This is a genomic window from Lactiplantibacillus nangangensis (genome assembly GCF_005405065.1).
Classification (GTDB): Bacteria; Bacillota; Bacilli; order Lactobacillales; family Lactobacillaceae; genus Lactiplantibacillus; species Lactiplantibacillus nangangensis.
The window spans coordinates 65,920-87,153 of sequence record NZ_BJDI01000002.1 but is presented as its reverse complement, the minus strand read 5'-3'; the positions used below and the strand labels follow the sequence as shown (position 1 = coordinate 87,153).

The window sequence follows — 21,234 nt, the reverse complement described above, 5'->3', positions numbered from 1 at the left end:
TTTCAAGATTTAAATTCCGCGACAGAGCCGAAACTGAGCTAGCCACAAAAAAAGAGACCCAATTTCTGAGTCTCCGTAAATCCCTTAATCTGCCGTTTTTGCAGCTGGGAACGTTGCAATAATTTTATAAATTGGCCCGAATTGACTGAATTTTTGTTCATATTCGGTTTCAACATTTTCTTCAGGCGTTACAGCCGCATGCAAATCCAACCAGACTTGTTCGAATTGCATCCCAAAGTTATTCATACTGGTCAATGAGAATTCAAACAAGCCCCGATTATCGGTCTTAAATTCAACTTGCCCATTGGGTTTCAAAACTTCTGCGTAACTCGCCAAAAATGACTTGTACGTTAAACGCCGTTTCGCATGTCGTGACTTTGGCCATGGATCGGAAAAGTTCAAGTAGACCCGATCAATTTCATTGGGTTCGAAAAAGGCCGTGACAGCTTGACCATCCGCATGAGCTAATTGTAAATTAGGCAATGGTTCATCGACCAACTTACGCAAAATCACCGCAATAACTGACGTTTGAATCTCAATGGCAATATAATTGATTTCTGGGTGGCGTTTAGCCATTTCAATGATGAATTGACCCTTACCACTCCCAACTTCAATCTGAAGCGGCTGAGGGGTCTTAAAACGGCTTTGCCATTTTCCTTTAAAATCAGTTGGTGTTTCCGTGATCAATTCTGGATGGGCATTAATTAATTTTGGTGCCCAAGGTTTGTTCCGTACCCGCATGTGCTTTACGACTCCTTTTATTTCTGCATCTCAACAAAAACGCTGCGAATTCCGCCTGGGACTCGCAGCACCTTGTTTAAACCTACAATTGATATTGTGATAACTCTTCTAAGAAGATAATTTCATGATTCATTTTATGGTATTGATTACGATAATAATTATCTTTAATATTCAGCAATAAATTAATTTTCGCATACCAGATAACCCGTTTTTGCAACTCAGCAGTCATCGTTTCACCATATTCGGCGAACCAATCTCGCCAAGCATCCAATGGCACATACTCGCATAATAACATGCTAATATCCGACGCTGGATCAGCGAAGCGTGCCGAATCCCAATCAACCAAATATAACTGGCGATGGTCTGATAACAACCAATTCTTATGATTCAAGTCACCATGACAAACTCGGTAATCTTCAACTGGTAACGTTGGTAACGTCCCCTTTAAGCTGTTCAAAACATCAGCCATCAAAGGATGGTGCCGCAAATCATCTGGTAATTCACTCAAATACTGCCGAATAAAATCATGTGGGCGGACCACTTGACCGCCAACTTTAGTTAACATTCGATGAAGCAACTTGGAATTGTGCACACGTGCCAATAAATGCGCCACTTCAGGCAGTCGCATTTGTTGCTTCGTTAAAGTTTGACCATTGAGCCATTCTTGAGCGGTCAAAGTATCTCCGCTCGAGATTCGTTTTGTCCAGATTAATCGCGGGGTAATTTCTTCCATCGAAAGCGCCGCTAAAAACGGTGACGCGTTTCGTTTCAAAAATAATCGTTGTTGATTTTTTTTGCCCATGAAAGCTTTATTGGTATTGCCATATATTGGATAGACATCCCAGCCATCATCAAGTTCGAAATCCATCAGCCCCACTCCTCTCAAAAAAATTATTTAACCGGCTTAATCTAATTCACTTAACAATCACATTCTAAAGACCAAAGTCGGCCGCGTCAAGTCCTTTTTAATCGTTGTGCCAACAACGTTTTAAGCTAATCGTAACTTGGCATACCAAGCAACTAAGAGATAGATTTCAATTACATTGATCACGAGTAAAATCCCGACTTGTGCTAACGATGCGTTGCTTAACCAAAAGGCAATTAAAAAGACGACACCGGTCAAACTTAAGACAACTGTCAGTAAGCGTTGAAAGTTACTAAATCGCTGTTTTAAGTCGATCGGGTAAATGTGCGTAAACACAATATTATCGTATCGCTTATAAAACGGCAACAATTGAAACCCAATTAAGTAGATAAAAATCACGTCTAAGGCGATTGCTAACCAGCCATGACCGCTAAAATACAGCAAAATTGCCCCGATAATCGTTAGCCGTGACACTAAGCCACTGAATTCAGTTCCCCGGACCATGCCACGGGCAAATAAATAACTGAACGCCTGTGATTGCTTTTGTGGCGCCCACTTGACGAGCCAATCCAAATAACGCCGCCGTTTGACGGTCCCTTGAACCATTGGCACATCCGTAAACAGGTTAAAGAAACGATAGATGCCAAGCATCCGATTGGCTTCCAATTTGATGTCATCGCGCCAAGCAATCACAGTGTGCGGCCAAACTTGTGTGTGCCACCAACGAACGCCACCTGCCAGAACTAACGCTAAGATCGCCCCTAACCATGGGGAAACAAACAAAGTCAACATCATGATCACTAAGGCTAACACCCAGTAACCAAGTTGTGACCAGCGGCGTTGCGCCAACGTTAAGCGATACAACCGCGTCACGCTACCGGTTAACTGGCTGTCTTTTAGCGCCAGCTGAGTCACTAACAAAACGAGCAAACTCAACCCTGACAAACGCGCCACAATCATCAAGATCGGCACCGTTAATCCCACCAAAACGACTTGGACCACCTGGGCTAGCCACCAGCTGTAATGCCAAGCATGGACCAAATATCCATGCAAGTCGTGTTCACGCGGCAACAAGAAAACAACATCCGCGGGTTCAAGTAGCGTGGCCACGCGTCCCACCGCCAGACCCAGCCATAAGATTAGACCGACGATGGCGACAATCCAAGTATCCTGTACTGAAACGGTCTTTAGCCAATTCGAGTAGGCTAATCCCAGACCACCAACAAAAAACATCAGCGCAATCACAAAATGATCGTTAAAAACTAAGCGTAGATACCGTAACATTTGCCGCAAATGGCGAGATAAGCGTATTTGGTATAACTCATTCATCCCGGGTCACCCCAGTCAAGCTGAGATAAATATCATTCAAAGAGTCGCCGGCGTCTGGATAAGCAGCCTTGATTTCGTCAAAAGTCCCCTGCGTTTGAATTTCGCCCGCATGTAGCAGGACAAAGCGGTCACAGAATTTTTCGGCCGTATCCAACACGTGGGTTGACATCAAGACCGATGCCCCGCCCTGTTTGACTTCCGCAATCAACTGCAACAAGTCGTGAACCGCCAACGGATCAAGACCAAGGAAGGGTTCATCGATGATAAATAACTTAGCGTTGGTGATGAATGCGCAGACGATCATGACTTTCTGTTTCATCCCTTTTGAAAAATTTGCTGGGAACCAATCCAACTTATTATCTAAACGGAAAATCTTTAAGAGTTGATTGGCGCGTTGCCAAGCCGCTGTCTGGTCTAACCCATAGGCCAGCATTGTCATTTCTAAGTGCTCTTTTAAAGTTAATTCTTCATATAATACTGGCGTTTCCGGAATATACGCCAACTGTTGTTTGTAAGCCTGGGCGTCACTCGCTAATGTAACGCCATTTAGCGTGATCGTCCCCTTCATTGGTGTTAACAGTCCAATAATATGATTAATCGTCGTGGATTTACCCGCACCGTTCAACCCAATCAAGCCGACTAGCTCACCGGGTGCGACGTCAAAACTAATATCTTTTAAAACAGGTAGCTGAGAATAACCGCCAACTAAATGGCTAACTGATAATGCCATTACACTAACCTCTTTCTGTCTGGACTAAGTGAAATCTATTATATCATAGGCCTAATGCCCCGCAACTTAACTTTCTAGTAAGGTCGGTCAACTCACTAAAGCGCCCTCATTTTTAAATTGGTTAGTGTATAATGGAACTAAATTTTAAAAAAGAAGGTTATCTTATGGCAGCTTTTGAACCAATCCTTGATGACGATTGTCTTTTCTGCAAGATTATTAAAGGCGATATTCCAAGTTACACGATCTATGAAGACGATATGGTCAAGGCATTCCTTGATATTTCACAAGGCACTCCTGGTCATACCTTAGTGATTCCGAAGACTCATGTGCAAGATTTGTTTGCTTATGACAGCGACCTCGCTAGCGCCGTCTTTGCACGGATTCCAAAGATTGCTCGCGCCGTCAAAGCCTCAGATGATGCCATTATCGGCATGAATGTGGTTAATAATAATGGCGCCGTGGCCTATCAATCTGTTTTTCATTCTCATTTTCATCTGATTCCACGTTACAGTGACAAAGATGATTTCCGAATGATTTTCAAAGATAATTCAAAAAAATACGACGAAACCGACTACACTCGGCTCCAAAACGCCATCAAAGCGCACATTAACGATTAGGAGGTGCCTACTATGGCCAAATTTTTCCGTCGCAGTATGGCTGGTTTAGGGTTAAGCCTAGCCGCATACATGTTGATCAATCGTAAAACGCCCAAAGACGTCTATACTGACGTCAAAGACTATGTCCAAGAAGTCCTCGACGCGGCAGACAATCTACAATCCGCGCGTGAAGACTTCTCCGACGCTTCCAGTGATTTAGGCGTCCAACTCGCCCACGCTGGTGAAGTGATCGATGACATTTCGACTGAAGTGGACAAATTTCAATTTAAGATTGAACCGCATTTAGCCCTTATGAAGAAACACGCCGACCATTTACAAAAGACCTTAGATGACCTAGCACCAAAGGAATAAGCTCAAATCGTTAAGCCAAATTGGTGCTTAACGATTTTTTGTTTGGAAGATTTAGGATTAAAGTGTCAGAAGCGTCTAAAATCCAGTAATACTAGCGTTGCTGATGTCTAAACTGGACTCGTATGGGCTGTCAGTCAAAATCGGTATACTATGTTGAAAGGTCGGACTTCTACCTCAATTAAAAGCCGACACAGCACACCAATCCTGACTGACGCCACTAAATCTAAAAAAACTGATTAATTATTAAAAGTAGTTGGCTAGCTGTAGGTTGTTGTTGAGTGCATCGGGTGTGTGGATGGCGTTTGACCGGCGCTTTTCCGGTCTTACACCACGGACCGTTCGGAAGATTTGCGGATTTAGCGAAACTTCCAAACGAGGGTCAAGACGTTTTTCAGGCTTGACCCGGTCCCCGCCCGCATGCACTCAACAACAACCGGAAGCGGCAACCATCGACTTTTAGTTTACTGACTTTACATTCGGCTTTCATTAACTTTGATCAATGATTATGGTAAATTTTATGAAGACCGTGTGAATTGTCTGAAAATTTTGTAAAGATTTCCATCACCCTGCAGAAGCGAACAGAGTTATGGTATAGTAGTCTGGTAAGTCTGCTAGAGCAGAACTATTTAAGAATAGGATGTGTTAGAGGAATGAAAAAATGGCTTATTGCGCTCGCCGGTGTTTTAATGGTCTTTACCTTAGCCGGTTGCGGTAGCAAGACAGTTGCATCGACTTCCGGTGGTAAAGTCACCGAAAGCGAATATTACAGTAGTATGAAAGGCACTTCATCCGGTAAGCAAGTCTTACAACAGATGATCTTGAACAAAGTGCTTGAAAAAGACTACGGTAAAAAAGTTTCAGATAAGACAGTTACTAAGCAATACAATACTTACAAATCCCAATATGGGACTTCATTCTCAACCGTCTTATCACAAAACGGTTTAACGACTAAGACTTTTAAGGAACAAATTCGTTCGAACTTGTTATTAAAAGAAGCCGTTAAAGACAAAGCTAAGGTTACCGACGCTGCTTTAAAGAAGCAATGGAAATCTTACGAACCTAAAGTGACTGTTCAACACATCTTGGTTGCCAAGAGTTCAACTGCTGACGACGTCTTAAAGGAATTGAAGAAGGATTCTAGCGAAGCCAACTTTACGAAGTTAGCTAAGAAGTATTCAACTGATTCCAACTCAAAGAGCAATGGTGGTAAATTATCAGCCTTTGATAACACTAACACCAGCTACTCTTCTAAGTTCTTAACTGCTGCCTTCAAGTTGAAGAATGGTGAATACACCACTTCTGCTGTTAAGACCAGCGACGGTTACGAAATTATCCGGATGATCAAGAACCCTGGTAAGGGTAAGATGTCTGATCACACTGCTGATTTGAAGAAACAAATCTACGACAATGATATGAGCGACTCAACTGTCTTGCATAACGTTGTTGCTAAAGTTCTCAAATCTGGGAATGTTTCGATCAAGGATAAAGATTTGAAAGATATCTTATCTTCATACCTTTCAACCTCATCTTCTTCAAGTTCTAACTAAATTAATTAGTGCCTTAGTCTTTTCATGAGATTATGAACGCTAGCTTAAAGGTCCCGTAATTACAAGATGTAATTACGGGACCTTTTTTAGTTTCACGAACTTAGTTAAGTCCTACTTGTCAGTGTCTAATTCACCTTTTGTATCATCATGCGTTGGCCGATAGAAGTTCCGACCGTCCATCGCAAAGATTCGTTCCGTAAAGCTGCCCGGTTCGGCATGTTCGATCGACGTCTGCATCATTTGAATCGACGCATCGAGTTCGTCTAATTCATGTAAGATTTCGGCTTCCATCACATGTGGCCGCACTGGTGACCCATATTCCAGTAAGCCATGGTGCGCCAAAATCATGTGCCGCAAAATCAAGACTGATTCCGCTTGGTCATCAATTTTCAATTGTTGGCAAGCCTTGACGATCTGCTCATCAATCAATACAATGTGACCAACCAAATTTCCGGCCAACGTATAAGTTGTTGAGACGGGGCCAGACATTTCAATCGTTTTACCCATGTCATGCAAAATGGCCCCAGCGTACAGCAAGGACCGATTGACATGCGGATACTCGTCAGCGACTGACTTGGCTAACCGTAAGATGGATAACGTGTGAAAGGCCAAGCCGCCTGCAAAGGCATGGTGATTCTTTTTTGCCGCTGGATAGCTGAAGAACGCGTCATGGAAATGGCTTAATAAATGTCGAACGATGCGATTCCAGTTTGGCTCCGTAATTTCAAAGACAAACTGATTAAGCTCCTCTTCCATGGCCGCCACATTCATCGGCGCGTGTTCCACAAATTGTTGCACGTCTTGTGGCTCACCCGGTTGCGTGAGGCGCATCTGTTGAATCTTGATTTGGGGGTTACCCTGATAGTTTTCACGCTTCCCCTTTAAATGGACAATTCGTCCCGCTTGAAAATGCGCGACATCTTGCTCACTTGCATCCCAAAACTTCCCCGAAATTTCACCTGAAGTATCTTGAAAATTAATGGCTAAGAACTTTTTACCATTTTTAGCGATCCGTACTTCGGCGTCTTTTAATAAGAAGAAACCATCAACAGTTTCATCCAGCTGATAATCGAATAATTTTTTGGCCATTTAAAACCCCTCCAAGTTTAAGTTAATTGCTGAATCTTCTCTGCGGGCAATTGTGTTAGTGCTGCGGCTTCAACTGTAAAGTATAGCAGTTGATGATCAGCCGCGACTTGCTTGAGCAGTTGCCAAGCAGCCTGCCGACGTTGATCATCAAAGTTCACCAACCCATCGTCAATCATGATTGGTAACTGCGCTTGTGTGCCTAAATGAACAATCAAGGCTAACCGCAACGCGAGATAAAACTGTTCTTTCGTGGCTGTCGATAATTCTGCCACTGCAAAGTCCGTACCATCCGTCGCCGTCAGCATCAGTTCATCCGCGACTAATTTGATTTCATTATACCGCTGTCCCGTCAGTTGCGCGAAATAGGTCGTGGCTTGCGTTAAGATAGCTGGTAATTGTTGGTCAGTCAGTCGCCGTAACGCTTGATCGATCCAAGCCGCACCAAGTTGGCGCGTGACCCATTGCCGCGCCATCACCGTAATATCCGTCTGTGCATTAGCTTGTTGTTGGCGTAAAGCTGTATAACGCCCATCTTCTGTCAGTCGTTGCAATTGCGTCTGAGCTGTCACCAAGGTCGCCGCTTGTTGCGTTAATTGAGCCTGTCCAGCTGCGGCTTGTTGTCGAGCCACCGTGATGGCCTGTTGGAGCTCTACCAATGACCCATAATTTTGTAAGTCCGCTAACTCTGATGCTGGTAATTGGGTCTTTAGTTGTTGCAAACTAACCGCATTACTTGCCGCCGTCGTTTGCGTTGCAATCGCATTGGCTAAGGCGTCTACATCCGGATAACCATTGCTCGTTGCCAAAGCTTGTAATTGCGCCTGGACTACTTTACTTTGGGTCGTTAATTGTTGGACTTGTCGTTGCGTGTACGCAAAATCAGCGCCAGATAATTGTTCTGTTTGCAGTTTTTGCCGCATCTTTTCAAAGAATGCCGTGACTCGGCTGATACTGGCTCCCAAGTGTTGTTCGTCAACTGGCACCCAATCAGCCGCGAATTGATACGCCGACAAAGCTTGCCAAACAGTTGCCGCTTGCGCCGCTAACTGTTGTTGCGCCGTCGTTACGGCCGTTTGCGCCCGCTGAATGGCGGCTAAGGCGGTTAACGCTTGTTGGGCACCCTGCTGATCCAAATCCGGCGATAATCCTGCCGCACTTAAGCTGGCCGTCCAATCAGTATTCTGAGTTGGCGTCGTCCCCTGGCCGTTACCGAGTTGTTCCCAACCAAACCAGCCTAGTAGTCCTAAACCAGCCAACATTAAGACCCATTTGAACGCACCTAGCGGTAAAATCACCCCCGCAACTAAGCCGAGGCCCCCAGCAAGCAAGCGCCAATCAAAACCGGCAATTTGACGTGTAGCTGAGCCTGACTGCTGCGGCCGTGTTCTGGTACTTGCCGCATTGTCTGTGGCCAGCCGTACTTTTAAGGCGTCAATGCCAGCCTGCCGATTAGGCGATAAACTAGCACTCAGTTCTGGATGGGCCGCCAGCTGTTCATCATAAGTCGCTTGTGTTTGTTTCACTTGACTAGCCAAGGTCTGATAACGGCCCCAGTTTTGTTGTAACGCTGGCAATTGGCGCTCTAAATCGTCAAACTTTTCTTGGTGCGCCACATAGAACCCGAGGACGCCCTTGGACCCTTCATCGACCGGCTGCTGCGTAAGTTGTTGGCGTGCACTAGCCAAACTGTGTTGCAATTCGGTTTGGGTTTGCGATAACGTGGCGAATTTTTCTGATGTCCCAGTAGCTAAAGTCGTCGCCGGCTTGGATGTCGCTTGCAACTGTTTAAGTTGCTGATAAACCGGCCATTCATTCCGCAAATTGGCTAACTGCTGTTGTTCGGCAGTCAGACTAGCCAACTGACGTGTCAGGCGACTCTTATCAGCCGAAAGTTGTTCTATCTTAGTTTGTAGTTGTTGGTATTCCGGATAACGTTGTTGTGCGGTCTGCACTTGTTCTTTCAGCACTTGGTACTGTTGTAAAACTTGATTTAAAGCCGGTTTGCGACCACGTGGTTTATACAATTCATCCGCGGACTGCCGCAGTTGCGCCGCCGTTTCACGCCAAGCAGCACTTCCGAGGGTTCCCACTTGTTGTAGTTGCCGGTTTAATTCTGTCGCACTTAACGTTTTGAGTGCCGTTAATTCCGCCTGATTAAACGTAAACAGCTGTTTGTAACTTATTTCATCGTAAGGTGCTAACCATTTTTCCAATAGTGCCAGGGGTTGAGGTTGCTGTGTGCTGAGATTGAACAACGTTGCAGGTTGATCGCCAAGCCGCGTTAACCGGTACGTCTGCCCCTCAACCACTAATTCCAAACTACCGCCATACTGACTCGTTTGCTTGGGTTCATAACGGGCTAATCGCTGTCGGCGGGAAGGAAAGCCAAACAACATACCCAGAATAAATGCCCGGAGTGTCGACTTGCCTGATTCATTGACGCCATAGATGACCTGTAAACCAGCACCAAATTCAAAACTGGCATTTTTAAACTTACCAAAACCGGCAATTTCAATTTTTCTAATCTGCATCGTCTGGACCATCCTTTTGCCTAGTGAGCTGATAATGATCAGTTAGCAACGTTAAGACTCGTTGCTGCCATTGCGCTGACGTCATGTCTTCCAACAAAGCTGCCGTCAAAAATGGTTCGTCCAATAAACGGTCCGCTAACACCGCAACTTGTTCGGTCGTCACAACATTTTGCCCCACTTGTTCCCAAGTTTCAGCTGCGCCATCAAAACTTAAAGCGGTCGATTCAGTCGTCGATGGCCGTTGCAACGCCACTGGCCACCAATTTTTGCCATCAGTAGCTGCCTGCAATTGGTGTAGTAAGGCCCCTTGCGACCAAGCTAACTCAGCATCAGCGGTCAACTGACACGTCGCTGGCAACTGAATGTTCACTAGCTGTGTGGGCGTCGTCATCGTTGTGTTGAGCTGATCCGTCAGTTGCGTTAATAGTGCTGACCGCGAGAGTTCGCTAGTCAGTGTCGGCGTCCAATCTTGCCAAATAATGGTTGCTAGTGATTTAAAAACTGGTTTCAACTGATGATCTGCAGTACTCGTCACCAATAAACAACCCTTTTCACCAGTTTCATTGCGCTGACGACCTTGTAAATTGCCCGGATACTCAATTGGCGGCATCGCATTTAATTCTTGCCGTTGATGGATGTGCCCCAATGCCCAATAATCATAGTGCTTCTGCAATAGTTCGCCCACACTAAATGGCGCATAATGGTCACCGGCTGTTCCCGTTTGACCATGCCACATACCAATCTGATAGTCGGCATCAGTCATTTTGAGTGGGAATTGCCCGCCCATGGACGTGGTTAACCACCGTTGCGCATAGCTAAAACCAGTAATTGCAACTTTAGTTTGTGCCGCCGTGGTCAACGTCACCGTTTCAACTTGTGACCCAAAGGCATGGACATTCGCCGGAAAATGCCAATCGGCGTCATCTGGCTGGTAATCGTGGTTCCCAAAGGATAAAATTACTGGGATCTGTGCAGCATTCAAGCGTTCCAATTGCACCATCAATGCGGCTTGGGCTTGCACACTTTGTTGCGCTCGATCAAATAAATCGCCGACCAATAGGACAAAATCCACTTTTTCTGCGAGTGCCAAATCAACCAATCGTTCTAAACTCGCTAACGGTGCCGCTAATATTCGTTGTTGTAACTCAGCTGGTAAACCAGTTAAGCCTTGAAACGGTGTATCCAAATGTAAGTCCGCTGCATGGATAAATTTCATTTTCTCCTCCTTACGAAAAAAGAGACAATCACGAAAAGTTTCGCCATTGTCTCTCAGGACCTTAATTGAATTAGTCGCGATATAATTCTTGAACAGGTTTTGTAATGATTTGGTTCAAATCATTCATGAGCTGGTTCAAATTTCGTTCCTTACCCATCAAAGCTTTAATTGCATCGACATTGCCAACTTTGTCTGCTAAATCGTGGGCCTTTTGAACTTCATCATCGGTGAGTTCTTCGCCATTCATTTGCTTTTGTGATAATTGCATCTGAATTTCTTGGAAATCTTTAAATAAGTCAAAGGCAGCTTTATCGGTTTTCATTGCATCATAGGTTGTCTTTAATTCTTTGAATTCCTTGGTTTCGCGTAATTGTTGTTCTAACGTGTTTGCAGTGTCATAAATATTTACGGCCATGATTAAGTTCCTCCTCGAGTATGTGTCCTCATTATTTTAGCATTTTTGAAAGCCCTTGAATAGCACAAGCACTAGTTCCCAAACATTTTCTTTGCCTGTGAGAACCAATTCTTGGCGGTATCTTTGACGGCCTTACCGACTTTACCAGCACTGTCCTCAACATTGTTCCAAATTGCAGATGAACTTCCCGACGACGAGTTAGCTGAGCCTTGCTGTGCCAAGGTCGACGCATCCTGGGTTCCAAAGCTCGTCCCTTTTGTATTCGGTAAAATGTTGGTCATTTCATTCTTAAAAAGTGACGAGAGTTGATTTTCAGACAAACTCTTCAAGTAATGGGTACTATTAGTCGTATCAAAGCCAATCCAGGTCGTGACGACCACGTCTGGTGTATAAGCAATCATCCACTGGTCTTTCGTACCAGAGCCAGTGGCATAATCAGCTTGGGTACTCCCAGTCTTCCCAGCAATCGTGTAGCCATATGGTTTCGCGGCTGCCCCAGTCCCACTGTTATAGACACCCAGCATCATACTAGTCATTTCTTTGGCAATCTTAGCTGACATGATCTGCTTTGAACTCGTATTCGTGTTATCAACGATCGTCTTGCCACTAGCATCGACAATTTTAGTAATAAAGTGGGATGTCGTTTCCTTCCCGTTATTAGCAAACGCCGTATAGGCACTCGCCATTTGCGTTGGGGAGACGCCAGTAGTCAAACCACCCAAGGCCAGTGCTAAGTTATCGTCACCCTTTGTCACGGGTAAGCCAAACTTTTTGACCGACTGATAACCCTTATTAACACCAATCTTATTGAGCAACCACACTGCCGGAATATTCATACTCTGAGCTAATGCCGAATACATGGGTACCGACGTGGAATAAACATTATCATAATTTTTGGGGGCATATTTATTGCCACCAAACGTTTGTTGCTTGTTAGAGAGGTTTGAATCATAGGTATAACCAGCCGTCAACGCGGGCGTATAAACGGCCAACGGTTTGATGGTCGACCCTGGTTGGCGCTTGATCTGCGTGGCTCGGTTGAAACCGCGGAAAACGTGTTTACCACGCCCACCGACCACGGCGAGCACGCCGCCAGTCGACGGATCAACCGCGACTGACGCACCTTGGACCTTCGTGCCATCCTCAGCGTCTGCTGGGAATAAGGTACTATCCTTGAACGAATTTTGCATTTGTGTTTGGTCATCCTGGTCTAACGATGTATAAATCTTATAACCACGATTCATAATATCAGACTCAGTCAACCCATATTTATTAATTGCTTCACTAATCACGGCGTCAAAGTAATAAGGATAATTATAACCACTTTCATAGTGATAATTATCCGTTAAGTTCATCGCTTTTTTCGAATACAGTTGATACTCGCTTTGACTTAACTTCTTATTATTAACCATGTTATTCAGGACGACATTGCGTCGGGCAGTCGACGCTTTCGGATGAGTGATCGGATCATAGCCACTTGGTGAACTCAGCATCCCAGCTAAAGTTGCGGCTTGATCCACACTCAGTTCTGAAGCATGCACCCCAAAGTAACGTTCGGCAGCATCTTCTGCACCCCAAACACCATGGCCAAAGTAAGCATTGTTCAAATACATCGCCAAAATTTGGCTCTTACTATAGACGTTTTCGACTTCGATCGATAAGAAAATTTCGCGTAATTTCCGGGTAAATGTTTGCTGCTGAGTTAAGTAAGCATTCTTGACTAACTGTTGCGTCAAAGTACTCCCACCGCCACTAATATAGTCGCGACCCAACAACTTGTTCATGATATAGAGGACACCTGCACGGCCAATTCCTTTAATTGAGAAACCATGTTCACGATAAAAGTTGCGATCTTCCGTTGAAATAACAGCATTCTGCAAATTCGTTGAGATGGCATCCAAATGAACATATGTCCCTTTTTGCGAGTACAGTGATCCTGCCTTCTTGTTATCCTTATCGAAAATCTCAGTTGTTTTTTCTAATTCAGCCTGTAAATTACCGACCTTAGCTGTTTTTGCTTCGAACGTTAAATAAGCACTCACGACCAAGATGGCACTTAAAATGACAATAATCAGCCAACGTGTCAATTGTAGTCGGTGCCATTGATATCCAAAAGCAGCTGAAAAGCTTTGCCAGTAAGGCTTTAGCCACTGACCAACGACGTGAAAACCATCTTTGATGGTGGCCCAAAAACCATTTTTCTGCATAATCTTCCCCTTGTTCAGTCGGACACCAAAGGACCCAGCACGCACCACCACTTTGCTGTGGATGCCTCGACCTGACTTAATCGTTGCAATTATTGTATCATAAATCCGATTAGGCTAAGACTATCGGCAAAACCTTGATAAAATCTTCAAAAACAATTACAACTGATTACTCGCCGTCTCCGGATGTCGCTAGTTTTGCAGCTAACTTTTTTCGACAAAAAAAGTTTGAGACCCGTTTGTCTCAAACTCTTATTTACGACGAACACCACGCCGATTTGCATTTAGTTCATTTTGTTGTTTCTTAAACTTTTCAAAGGTTGCGTCACGTTGCTTTTGATTCTTACGTTCCGACCGCTTTTTCGTATATTTCATCATTCCACCGCCTTCCATATACCTTATCTTTAACTCAACTATACCTTGAAAAACAGTCGAATGCAAAAAAGACACCTAGTAAACGGTGTCTTTCAGTTATAAGTCATCATCAGTTTGCACATGCGCCATAATCAACGACTGTAAAGATTTGGCCACTTCAACGCTGGGGCTCACAATAAAGATCGTATCATGTCCCGCCAAAGTCCCCGCAACTTCTGGCAAATTCAAATCATCAATAATTGCAGCTAACAAGTTCCCGTTACTAGGCAATGTATGGATGATTGTCATAAATTCAACCCGGTCAACGCCAGTCACCACATCGTGTAGACTTTCAAATAAACGATCCTGCTCATTTTGATTGCTAGCTTTAAAAATCGTATAACGTGACCGCCCACGATCATCTGGTGACTTCACAATCTGCATCTCACGGATGTCCCGCGAAATCGTAGCCTGCGTCGCGGCGATACCCTCGGCCTTTAAGCGGGCCATCAAGTCTTCTTGCGTGGCAATTGGATATTGGGTGATCAATTGCTCAATCGCCGCTTGTCGATCAGTCTTTTTCATTCACGAAACCTCCCTTGATAATTATGAGCCTATTATAGCAAATATTCACTGGGCAAACTACGCTTCCACGCAAAAAAGCCAATTTATACGTTGTCCGTTTGTATAAATTGACTAATAAATTGCATAACTATTAATTTTTAATCGTCATAACGCCGTAAAAAGGCACTCAATAAAGTTAACCCGCGTTTAAGCGTAGCTGTTTGCGTACAATAGCCTAAGCGCACGTGGCCGGGCAAGTCAAACCGCGACCCCGGCACTAGCAACACGCCAGTCTCCGCTAAAAGTTCCCGACAGAAAAGCTCATCCGCAACTGGCAAGTCTAACTTGAGACATGAAACTGAAATGCCATGGGGTGCAATTAAGCTAGCACGGGGTTCTTGCATCACCCAATCAGTATAAATTTTAAGATTGCGATTAACAATTTCGCGATTGCGCGCTAGAATCTCCGCCCGGTGTTGCAAAATCAAGACCGCCAACTGATCGTTGAACACGCCACCACAGATCATCGTATAGTCGCGATACTTCCGAAAAATCTCAGCGAGTTCCATTGACTGTGTTGCGGTCCAACCGATCCGGATGCCGGGTACCGAATAAGTCTTTGATAAACTGTTGATAGCAATGCCTTTTTCATACAAGTCCGCAATGGACACAAATGGCGTGCCATCCAGTGGCTCATAGACTTCATCCGCCAAAACATAGGCGCCAACTTTGCGTGCCAACGCAACAACTCGTTTCAATAATGCCTCATCCAATAGACTCCCAGTCGGATTCACAGCATTGTTCAGCAAAATCATTTTCGTATCCGGCCGAATCAAGCTTTCTAGTTCCGCAATATCTGGCAGCCACTGTTGCGACTCATGTATATGCCAATAATCAACAGTTGCGCCTAATGACTTCGGAATATCATAGAGCTGCTGATAGCTCGGATACAAGGCAATCACGTGATCACCGGGGTTTAGCAAACTATAAATGGCCAAATGATTAGCCCCAGTTGCCCCATTTGTCTGTAAGATATTTGCGGCTGGGACGTGTTGGTATAACTCACTGGCCAACTTTTTAAATGCCGGTGACCCTTCGATCCAACCGTAATCCAAGCGCGATTGGTTTAACTGCTGATAAAATTGCTGCCCGTGGTGACCATCTAAATCAACGACCTCTTGCATCGTCAACGCGGCAATCGAGCTTTGACTGATGTCAGTCGTCGCCGTTTTTTCAGTCTCATTTAACCAGGCTTCCACGCCAAAACCGGCAATTTGCATGTGCTAATCGTTCCCTTCTACTCAAAAAATCCAATACGACTAGCATACCGATTGTGGCGCTGGTCTGCAACTATATTTTAGTCACGGCCGTCGCCAAAAGCTTGACACCATATAAAATAATCACGATGCCACAGACGCGATTCACCCATAGCAGTACTTTGGGTTGCATTAAATGTTTAAATTTACTAATTAACCCTGTCAACCCAATGAACCAAACAATTGACGCGATAATGACCCCTAACATGAAAAAGTGGGTCAGTTCAGCTGGTAGTGACACGCGAAACGCGCCTAATAAAACCGAGCCATCGATCAAGGCTTGTGGATTTAACCAAGCAACGGAGAAAGCGGTCACCACAGCAGCCTTATAAGAAAAGGTCGTTGCCATGGTTCCCATCTCCACTTGCTTTTGGTGGACTAAGCCCCAGCCAATGTAAAAGACCAGTAAACTTCCCACCAATAACACGGCCAATTCTAGCCACGGCGTCGTTTGTAATAGTTTACCAACCCCATAAAAACAAGCTATCGACAGTGACGTATCAAAGAAAATCACAATTAAGGCAACTTGTAGTGCCCGCTTCAGTGGCTGTTCAATTGCCGTCGAAACAACAAATAAATTTTGCATCCCAATCGGCGCAATATACGCGATGCCAAATAATAATCCTTGTAAAAAGACTTGCATTAAATTTCCAGCTCCAATCCAACCAATTCAGTCATTGAAAATACCGTATCACTTAACTGGCTTTAACTCATGAGATGATTATAATGGAGTTAATTAGGTTTGTCCCCAACCAATTTTAAACTTTCAGCCCAACCATTTAGGAGGTCCACATGTCAGAAATCCAACTGAACTGGCAGCCTGATAAAACTGCTAGCACACCAATTTATCAACAAATTACAACCTACTTTCAGCACGCTATCGCTAGTGGTGAGTGGCCGATGGGAGCCAAGCTACCCGCACAACGCAAGTTAGCCGCGCAGTTTGGCGTCAATCGTAGTACTCTCATCACTGCCCTCGACGATTTGATTGCCGTCGGTCTAATTACGAGCAATCCCGGTTCTGGAATGACCGTTTCAGGAAATCACTGGTCCAGTTTACTTGCCGAACACGTTAACTGGTCGCAATACGTCAAAGCCGGACAATTTAAACCGAATACGTCGGCGATTCAAAAGATCAATCAATTTGAAACGGACGCCGTGATTCGACTCAGTACCGGTGAGCCTGCCCCTGAACAGTTTCCACGCGAGTTATTCCAAAAAGCCTTGGCTAAACTAGGCAACACCCTCACCAGCTTGAACTATACCGAGCCAGCTGGAATTCTTGCGCTGCGTGAACAATTAGCACGCCATCTCGCAAAAGTTGGGATTCACACGCAACCTGAAAACATTTTGATCACCTCAGGGTCACTGCAAGCCTTACAGCTCGTTTCCGTTTCCTTATTTCCCAAAGACGCCACAATCTATACGGAAGCCCCAACTTATGTGAAGTCGCTTCAAGTCTTCCAGTCCGCCAACACCCATTTATCGGGGGTCCCGATGGATAACCAAGGAATGGCTTATTGGCAAATGACGCCTCCCGCGAAAGACTCGCAAGCGATTATGTATACGATCCCCACTTTTAACAACCCAACTGGTATTGTGATGAGTGCCGACCGCCGCCAACAATTGCTGACGTATGCTCAAGAACACCAGATTCCTGTCTTGGAAGATGCCGCCTATCAAGACGTTTGGTTTGAACAACAACCCCCACAACCGCTAAAAGCATTAGATACTGCCGGAAATGTTATCTATTTCGGAAGTATTTCAAAATCGTTGGCTCCTGGCTTGCGACTCGGCTGGACAGTGGCGTCTAAACCCGTCATCGACCGTTTGACCGACGTCCGCATGCAAACCGACTATGGCGCCAGTTCACTATCCCAATTAGTGCTCGCTGAAATATTAGCTGATCCGGACTATGATAATTATCAAGCTCATTTTCGGGCCGTACTCACTAAGAAAGCGGCAGCAGCGCAAGCAATTTTACAAAAATACTGGGGTAACGGCATCGCCACTTGGCAAGCGCCAACTGGCGGCTTTTATCTCTGGATTCGTTTGGCGGATCGGATCAACATTCCAAAACTCTTTGATTTAGCAACTGCACAAAATGTCCTCTTTAATCCCGGCAATATTTACGATTTCAAACCCAATCAGTACATCCGACTGAGTTTTTCGTATGAATCCACGGCTCGCTTTGAACGTGGCATTCAGATTTTAACCGACTTGATCCAGCAAAATTTCCCAGTGGGAGGCGCAAAACATGCTAGCGAAAGAACAACTGATTCGTCAGTATTTTAATTGCTGGCTCACCAAGCAATTTCCAACCTTAACGACTTTTTTCACTAACAACTGTCACTATCGGGAATGTTACGGGGCAACTTACCATGGCATCGATGAGTTGCAACAATGGATTGACCATCAGTTGCCCCATCAGACCGTCCTTGCCTGGGACATTCAGCGATTAGGTTGGTTAAATGATAACTTGGCCGTGGTCGAATGGTACTTTAAAGCAAGCGAAGCTGACACCACGACCGATTTCGATGGTGTCTCGATTATTGAATTTAGCACCGACAAAATCACCAAATTGACAGAATATGCGACCAAGCACGCCACTTTTCGACCATTCACTGCAAATGTTTGAATTCGATTACAATATTCGGTACACTTAGCGCAAAATAACCCTGATGGAGGTTTCCAAATGAACAAAATCGTTCCCAGTCTCTGGTTCGCCGACAACAATTGTGAAACAGCGATTAATTACTACGTCACCGTCTTTCCAAACTCAACCATTGAGTCTATTACTCACTATCCTGATAGCACGCTTGATCAGCATTTCGAAGGCATGACCGGTAAAGTATTGACCGCCATCTTCAATCTGAATGGGCAACGGTTTATGGCACTAGACGGTGGTCCCAGCTTCAGAATTAATGAAGCCATCTCATTCACGATCGAATGCGCTGACCAGCAAGAAATTGATTATTATTGGGAAAGACTCTCACACGTTCCCGAAGCTGAACAGTGTGGCTGGGCGAAAGATCAATTTGGCGTCTCCTGGCAAATCGTGCCAAAGCAAATGGCCGAACTGACTCAGACGCCTGCTCAGATTCAAGCGATGTTGCAAATGGGCAAAATAGACATTGAAACTTTAAAAAACGCACAATAAAAGCAATCAGGCACATTCGGTAAATAAGCTGAGTGTGCCTGATTGCTTTTATTGTGGTAGCTTGTCTACTACAACTAATAACCATTCCAAATCTTCTAAGATAGTTGTCACAGATAGCTGATTACTATTCAGCGGCTAAAGCCGTAATTGGATTCAAGCGAGCCGCGCGACGAGCCGGTAAAATTGCGGCTAGCCAAGCAATCAGTAACGCAATGATGAAAATACTGATCACATTGCTAAACTGAATCTGAACCAAATTGTACCCTGCAATTCGATACAACACGTGGTTGAATGTACTACCCAATCCATAAGCTAGCCCGGTTGCCAGTGTTGCACTAAACACCCCCAACATCAGTGCTTCACTAGTAAACAACCGCCGAATATCGCGTCGACTTTCACCCAATGACCGTAGAATTCCAATTTCTTTCATACGGGCACTGACCGACATAAACATGGTCACAATGATCATCAACGCTGAAACTAATAACGAAATACCCGCAATCGCCGCCAGCACGGTGGTGGCTAAATTAACGTAAGTATTGACTGTATCCAAGGCTGACGAAATACTTGTTGCGGCAAATTGTTGTTTGCCAGCCGTCTTCAAGCGATTAATGGCACTCACGACCGGTTCATTTTGACGACGGCCATTGATCCGGACCGTCACAAAAGTTGGTTGCGTGTTGACTTTCGCCGCGGCACGCATGGATTGCATCGTCTGGTAATTGACGGCATTGAGCCCGGCACCAGTCGACGCATCCGCAATCCCAGCCACGGTCAATTGACGTTGAACGGTAACTAGCCGATTCTGATTATTCAAAGTGTGATAAGCGACCGTCACTTTTTGTCCAACTAATTGCCGCCAGTTTTTCGACGACCACTTCTGCGCAATCGAACTCTTATCAATGACAATTTGATTGTTACCCGCAAGATGCCCAGCTTTCAAAGTTGACGGTTGGTCGGTACTCGTCCAAGTCGTTAACTGGGGTGCCGAATAGCTGGTCTTACCAATTGTGATCATCGCATCACTCGCCGCAATCCCAGGTTCCACTTTAACCACATGCGACACATCTTTCAATTCGGTCACCTGCGCATTTGAAAAGGTTGGCATGTGCGTTGCCACACTGCCGGCCTCACTCGGATCAGCTTGTGCCGCAAATTGTTCCTCTTGGGCCTTCGCACTGTCAACGTAGCGCATCACCGTAATGGATTGCGGATCGACCAAGGCATTTATCTGATGGTTAATATAACCTTTCAGCCCATTACCTAAGCCATTAAATAACATCACAGCAAACAAGCCAATCGCCGTGCCCAACACGATTAACGTATTCCAACTCCAAGTATGCCGCAAATGCTTAAACGCCGTACTGAGTGAAATTCGCCAAGGCAACGTGCGCGCGGCTAACTTTGCCCGATGCGTTGTCGGTTTGGCCGCAGCCTGAATGACTTGATCATCGGTAATTTTGCCATCGGTTAATTGGACGATGCGCGTCCCAGCATGGGCAACCGTCGTTGAATGAGTCACACAAATGACTAACCGTCCATTGGCCGCAATTTTTTGTAAGATTGCTAACACTTCTTTAGTATTTTGGGAATCCAAGGCACCCGTCGGCTCATCCGCAATAATAATCTGTGGATCACTCGCCAGCGCCCGCGCAATCGCAACACGCTGCTTTTGCCCACCGGATAACTGACTCGGATATTTTTTGAGCTGGTCAGTCAGCCCAACTTGATTGAGCAAACCACGCGCGCGTTTCATTCGCGCCTGATGTGAAAGTTTGGTCATATCCAGTGATAACATGACATTATCCAAGACGGTCAAATGACTGATTAAATTATAAGCTTGATAAATATAACCGACAGTTTCACGGCGATAACGATCCAATTGGCGATCATGATGATGATCAAGTGGCTGACCATGAACGCTGACACTCCCGTCAAAATCACGATCCAAGCCGCCGATAATATTCATCAAAGTTGATTTACCGCCACCTGATTCTCCCAAAATTGTCACGAACTCACCCAAGTCAAAACTCAAATCAATCCCTTTTAACACCGGATAAGCGGTTTTGCCAATATAATATGATTTATGAATCGCCTTTAATTCCAAATAACTCATGTTGATGCCCCCACTTCGTTGCTTATCACCCCAACTTATCGCCAGCTTAGCACGCCGTCCCGTGGAAGTGGTCACGATCGTTTTAGTCA

The 21,234-nt window shown here is 45.0% G+C and carries 20 protein-coding genes; 6 read left to right on the top strand and 14 right to left on the bottom strand.

Going from position 1 to position 21,234, the window contains the following annotated elements; all coding sequences use genetic code 11:
- Nucleotides 1-84 precede the first annotated feature (84 nt).
- From trmB to FFM70_RS01980, 4 genes are all read right to left on the bottom strand, one after another.
- Complete coding sequence (gene trmB / locus FFM70_RS01995) at nucleotides 85-741, bottom strand: tRNA (guanosine(46)-N7)-methyltransferase TrmB (protein WP_137615183.1); 657 nt, start codon at nucleotides 739-741, stop codon at nucleotides 85-87.
- An 82-nt stretch (nucleotides 742-823) separates the two neighbouring features.
- A complete protein-coding gene (locus FFM70_RS01990; RefSeq protein ID WP_137615182.1) occupies nucleotides 824-1,609 on the bottom strand; it encodes a phosphotransferase family protein in 786 nt (261 codons plus the stop codon).
- 120 nt (nucleotides 1,610-1,729) lie between these two features.
- Nucleotides 1,730-2,935 carry an ABC transporter permease gene (locus FFM70_RS01985; RefSeq protein WP_137615181.1) on the bottom strand — a complete coding sequence of 402 codons (1,206 nt, stop codon included), beginning with the start codon at nucleotides 2,933-2,935 and terminating at the stop codon, nucleotides 1,730-1,732.
- On the bottom strand, nucleotides 2,928-3,665 hold the full coding sequence (locus FFM70_RS01980) for an ABC transporter ATP-binding protein (RefSeq protein ID WP_137615180.1): 738 nt from the start codon (nucleotides 3,663-3,665) through the stop codon (nucleotides 2,928-2,930). The genes FFM70_RS01985 and FFM70_RS01980 overlap by 8 nt, the downstream gene beginning before the upstream one ends.
- Before the next feature lie 164 nt (nucleotides 3,666-3,829).
- Here FFM70_RS01980 and FFM70_RS01975 point away from each other — a divergent pair, with 164 nt between their 5' ends.
- From FFM70_RS01975 to FFM70_RS01965, 3 genes are all read left to right on the top strand, one after another.
- Nucleotides 3,830-4,282 (top strand): HIT family protein, encoded by a 453-nt coding sequence (locus tag FFM70_RS01975; RefSeq protein ID WP_137615179.1) that lies wholly within the window; start codon nucleotides 3,830-3,832, stop codon nucleotides 4,280-4,282.
- A gap of 12 nt (nucleotides 4,283-4,294) precedes the next feature.
- The gene (locus FFM70_RS01970) at nucleotides 4,295-4,633 is read left to right on the top strand and encodes a hypothetical protein (protein WP_137615178.1); all 339 of its coding nucleotides are present in this window, start codon (nucleotides 4,295-4,297) and stop codon (nucleotides 4,631-4,633) included.
- A gap of 650 nt (nucleotides 4,634-5,283) precedes the next feature.
- Complete coding sequence (locus FFM70_RS01965; protein WP_137615177.1) at nucleotides 5,284-6,180, top strand: peptidylprolyl isomerase PrsA; 897 nt, start codon at nucleotides 5,284-5,286, stop codon at nucleotides 6,178-6,180.
- A gap of 111 nt (nucleotides 6,181-6,291) precedes the next feature.
- Here FFM70_RS01965 and FFM70_RS01960 read toward each other — a convergent pair whose 3' ends face one another.
- From FFM70_RS01960 to FFM70_RS01920, 9 genes are all read right to left on the bottom strand, one after another.
- A complete protein-coding gene (locus FFM70_RS01960) occupies nucleotides 6,292-7,269 on the bottom strand; it encodes a 3'-5' exoribonuclease YhaM family protein (protein ID WP_137615176.1) in 978 nt (325 codons plus the stop codon).
- 17 nt (nucleotides 7,270-7,286) lie between these two features.
- Complete coding sequence (locus FFM70_RS01955; protein ID WP_137615175.1) at nucleotides 7,287-9,800, bottom strand: ATP-binding protein; 2,514 nt, start codon at nucleotides 9,798-9,800, stop codon at nucleotides 7,287-7,289.
- Entirely contained in the window at nucleotides 9,790-11,016 is a 1,227-nt protein-coding gene (locus FFM70_RS01950; protein ID WP_137615174.1) for a metallophosphoesterase family protein, read from the bottom strand. The genes FFM70_RS01955 and FFM70_RS01950 overlap by 11 nt, the downstream gene beginning before the upstream one ends.
- A gap of 70 nt (nucleotides 11,017-11,086) precedes the next feature.
- Nucleotides 11,087-11,431, bottom strand: coding sequence for a YlbF/YmcA family competence regulator (locus FFM70_RS01945; RefSeq protein ID WP_137615173.1), 345 nt, complete (start codon nucleotides 11,429-11,431; stop codon nucleotides 11,087-11,089).
- 71 nt (nucleotides 11,432-11,502) lie between these two features.
- Nucleotides 11,503-13,638, bottom strand: coding sequence for a transglycosylase domain-containing protein (locus FFM70_RS01940; RefSeq protein ID WP_137615172.1), 2,136 nt, complete (start codon nucleotides 13,636-13,638; stop codon nucleotides 11,503-11,505).
- A 249-nt stretch (nucleotides 13,639-13,887) separates the two neighbouring features.
- On the bottom strand, nucleotides 13,888-14,013 hold the full coding sequence (locus FFM70_RS14020) for a hypothetical protein (RefSeq protein ID WP_263390597.1): 126 nt from the start codon (nucleotides 14,011-14,013) through the stop codon (nucleotides 13,888-13,890).
- A gap of 93 nt (nucleotides 14,014-14,106) precedes the next feature.
- A complete protein-coding gene (argR, locus tag FFM70_RS01930; protein WP_137615171.1) occupies nucleotides 14,107-14,574 on the bottom strand; it encodes an arginine repressor in 468 nt (155 codons plus the stop codon).
- A gap of 137 nt (nucleotides 14,575-14,711) precedes the next feature.
- On the bottom strand, nucleotides 14,712-15,833 hold the full coding sequence (locus tag FFM70_RS01925; RefSeq protein ID WP_137615170.1) for an aminotransferase: 1,122 nt from the start codon (nucleotides 15,831-15,833) through the stop codon (nucleotides 14,712-14,714).
- Between the two features lie 70 nt (nucleotides 15,834-15,903).
- Nucleotides 15,904-16,512, bottom strand: coding sequence for a LysE/ArgO family amino acid transporter (locus tag FFM70_RS01920; RefSeq protein WP_137615169.1), 609 nt, complete (start codon nucleotides 16,510-16,512; stop codon nucleotides 15,904-15,906).
- A 149-nt stretch (nucleotides 16,513-16,661) separates the two neighbouring features.
- On the opposite strand from FFM70_RS01920, the gene FFM70_RS01915 reads away from it, so the two are divergent.
- Genes FFM70_RS01915 through FFM70_RS01905 form a run of 3 tightly spaced genes read left to right on the top strand, consistent with a single transcriptional unit; the run spans nucleotide 16,662 to nucleotide 19,029 of the window.
- A complete protein-coding gene (locus FFM70_RS01915) occupies nucleotides 16,662-18,164 on the top strand; it encodes an aminotransferase-like domain-containing protein (RefSeq protein ID WP_137615168.1) in 1,503 nt (500 codons plus the stop codon).
- On the top strand, nucleotides 18,127-18,507 hold the full coding sequence (locus FFM70_RS01910; RefSeq protein WP_137615167.1) for a nuclear transport factor 2 family protein: 381 nt from the start codon (nucleotides 18,127-18,129) through the stop codon (nucleotides 18,505-18,507). Before FFM70_RS01915 ends, FFM70_RS01910 begins: the two co-directional genes overlap by 38 nt.
- Nucleotides 18,508-18,564: 57 nt before the next feature.
- Nucleotides 18,565-19,029, top strand: coding sequence for a VOC family protein (locus FFM70_RS01905; RefSeq protein WP_137615166.1), 465 nt, complete (start codon nucleotides 18,565-18,567; stop codon nucleotides 19,027-19,029).
- A 124-nt stretch (nucleotides 19,030-19,153) separates the two neighbouring features.
- On the opposite strand, the gene FFM70_RS01900 is transcribed toward FFM70_RS01905, so the two are convergent.
- Nucleotides 19,154-21,145, bottom strand: a complete 1,992-nt coding sequence (locus FFM70_RS01900) for an ABC transporter ATP-binding protein/permease (protein WP_137615165.1) — start codon at nucleotides 21,143-21,145, stop codon at nucleotides 19,154-19,156.
- Between the last annotated feature and the right edge of the window lie 89 nt (nucleotides 21,146-21,234).

What these genes read in the sequence shown, in the direction of transcription:
- trmB (WP_137615183.1), bottom strand. Translation starts at nt 741, where the DNA reads ATGCGGGTACGGAACAAACCTTGGGCACCAAAATTAATTAATGCCCAT.
- FFM70_RS01990 (WP_137615182.1), bottom strand. Translation starts at nt 1,609, where the DNA reads ATGGATTTCGAACTTGATGATGGCTGGGATGTCTATCCAATATATGGC.
- FFM70_RS01985 (WP_137615181.1), bottom strand. Translation starts at nt 2,935, where the DNA reads ATGAATGAGTTATACCAAATACGCTTATCTCGCCATTTGCGGCAAATG.
- FFM70_RS01980 (WP_137615180.1), bottom strand. Translation starts at nt 3,665, where the DNA reads ATGGCATTATCAGTTAGCCATTTAGTTGGCGGTTATTCTCAGCTACCT.
- FFM70_RS01975 (WP_137615179.1), top strand. Translation starts at nt 3,830, where the DNA reads ATGGCAGCTTTTGAACCAATCCTTGATGACGATTGTCTTTTCTGCAAG.
- FFM70_RS01970 (WP_137615178.1), top strand. Translation starts at nt 4,295, where the DNA reads ATGGCCAAATTTTTCCGTCGCAGTATGGCTGGTTTAGGGTTAAGCCTA.
- FFM70_RS01965 (WP_137615177.1), top strand. Translation starts at nt 5,284, where the DNA reads ATGAAAAAATGGCTTATTGCGCTCGCCGGTGTTTTAATGGTCTTTACC.
- FFM70_RS01960 (WP_137615176.1), bottom strand. Translation starts at nt 7,269, where the DNA reads ATGGCCAAAAAATTATTCGATTATCAGCTGGATGAAACTGTTGATGGT.
- FFM70_RS01955 (WP_137615175.1), bottom strand. Translation starts at nt 9,800, where the DNA reads ATGCAGATTAGAAAAATTGAAATTGCCGGTTTTGGTAAGTTTAAAAAT.
- FFM70_RS01950 (WP_137615174.1), bottom strand. Translation starts at nt 11,016, where the DNA reads ATGAAATTTATCCATGCAGCGGACTTACATTTGGATACACCGTTTCAA.
- FFM70_RS01945 (WP_137615173.1), bottom strand. Translation starts at nt 11,431, where the DNA reads ATGGCCGTAAATATTTATGACACTGCAAACACGTTAGAACAACAATTA.
- FFM70_RS01940 (WP_137615172.1), bottom strand. Translation starts at nt 13,638, where the DNA reads ATGCAGAAAAATGGTTTTTGGGCCACCATCAAAGATGGTTTTCACGTC.
- FFM70_RS14020 (WP_263390597.1), bottom strand. Translation starts at nt 14,013, where the DNA reads ATGATGAAATATACGAAAAAGCGGTCGGAACGTAAGAATCAAAAGCAA.
- argR (WP_137615171.1), bottom strand. Translation starts at nt 14,574, where the DNA reads ATGAAAAAGACTGATCGACAAGCGGCGATTGAGCAATTGATCACCCAA.
- FFM70_RS01925 (WP_137615170.1), bottom strand. Translation starts at nt 15,833, where the DNA reads ATGCAAATTGCCGGTTTTGGCGTGGAAGCCTGGTTAAATGAGACTGAA.
- FFM70_RS01920 (WP_137615169.1), bottom strand. Translation starts at nt 16,512, where the DNA reads ATGCAAGTCTTTTTACAAGGATTATTATTTGGCATCGCGTATATTGCG.
- FFM70_RS01915 (WP_137615168.1), top strand. Translation starts at nt 16,662, where the DNA reads ATGTCAGAAATCCAACTGAACTGGCAGCCTGATAAAACTGCTAGCACA.
- FFM70_RS01910 (WP_137615167.1), top strand. Translation starts at nt 18,127, where the DNA reads ATGCTAGCGAAAGAACAACTGATTCGTCAGTATTTTAATTGCTGGCTC.
- FFM70_RS01905 (WP_137615166.1), top strand. Translation starts at nt 18,565, where the DNA reads ATGAACAAAATCGTTCCCAGTCTCTGGTTCGCCGACAACAATTGTGAA.
- FFM70_RS01900 (WP_137615165.1), bottom strand. Translation starts at nt 21,145, where the DNA reads ATGAGTTATTTGGAATTAAAGGCGATTCATAAATCATATTATATTGGC.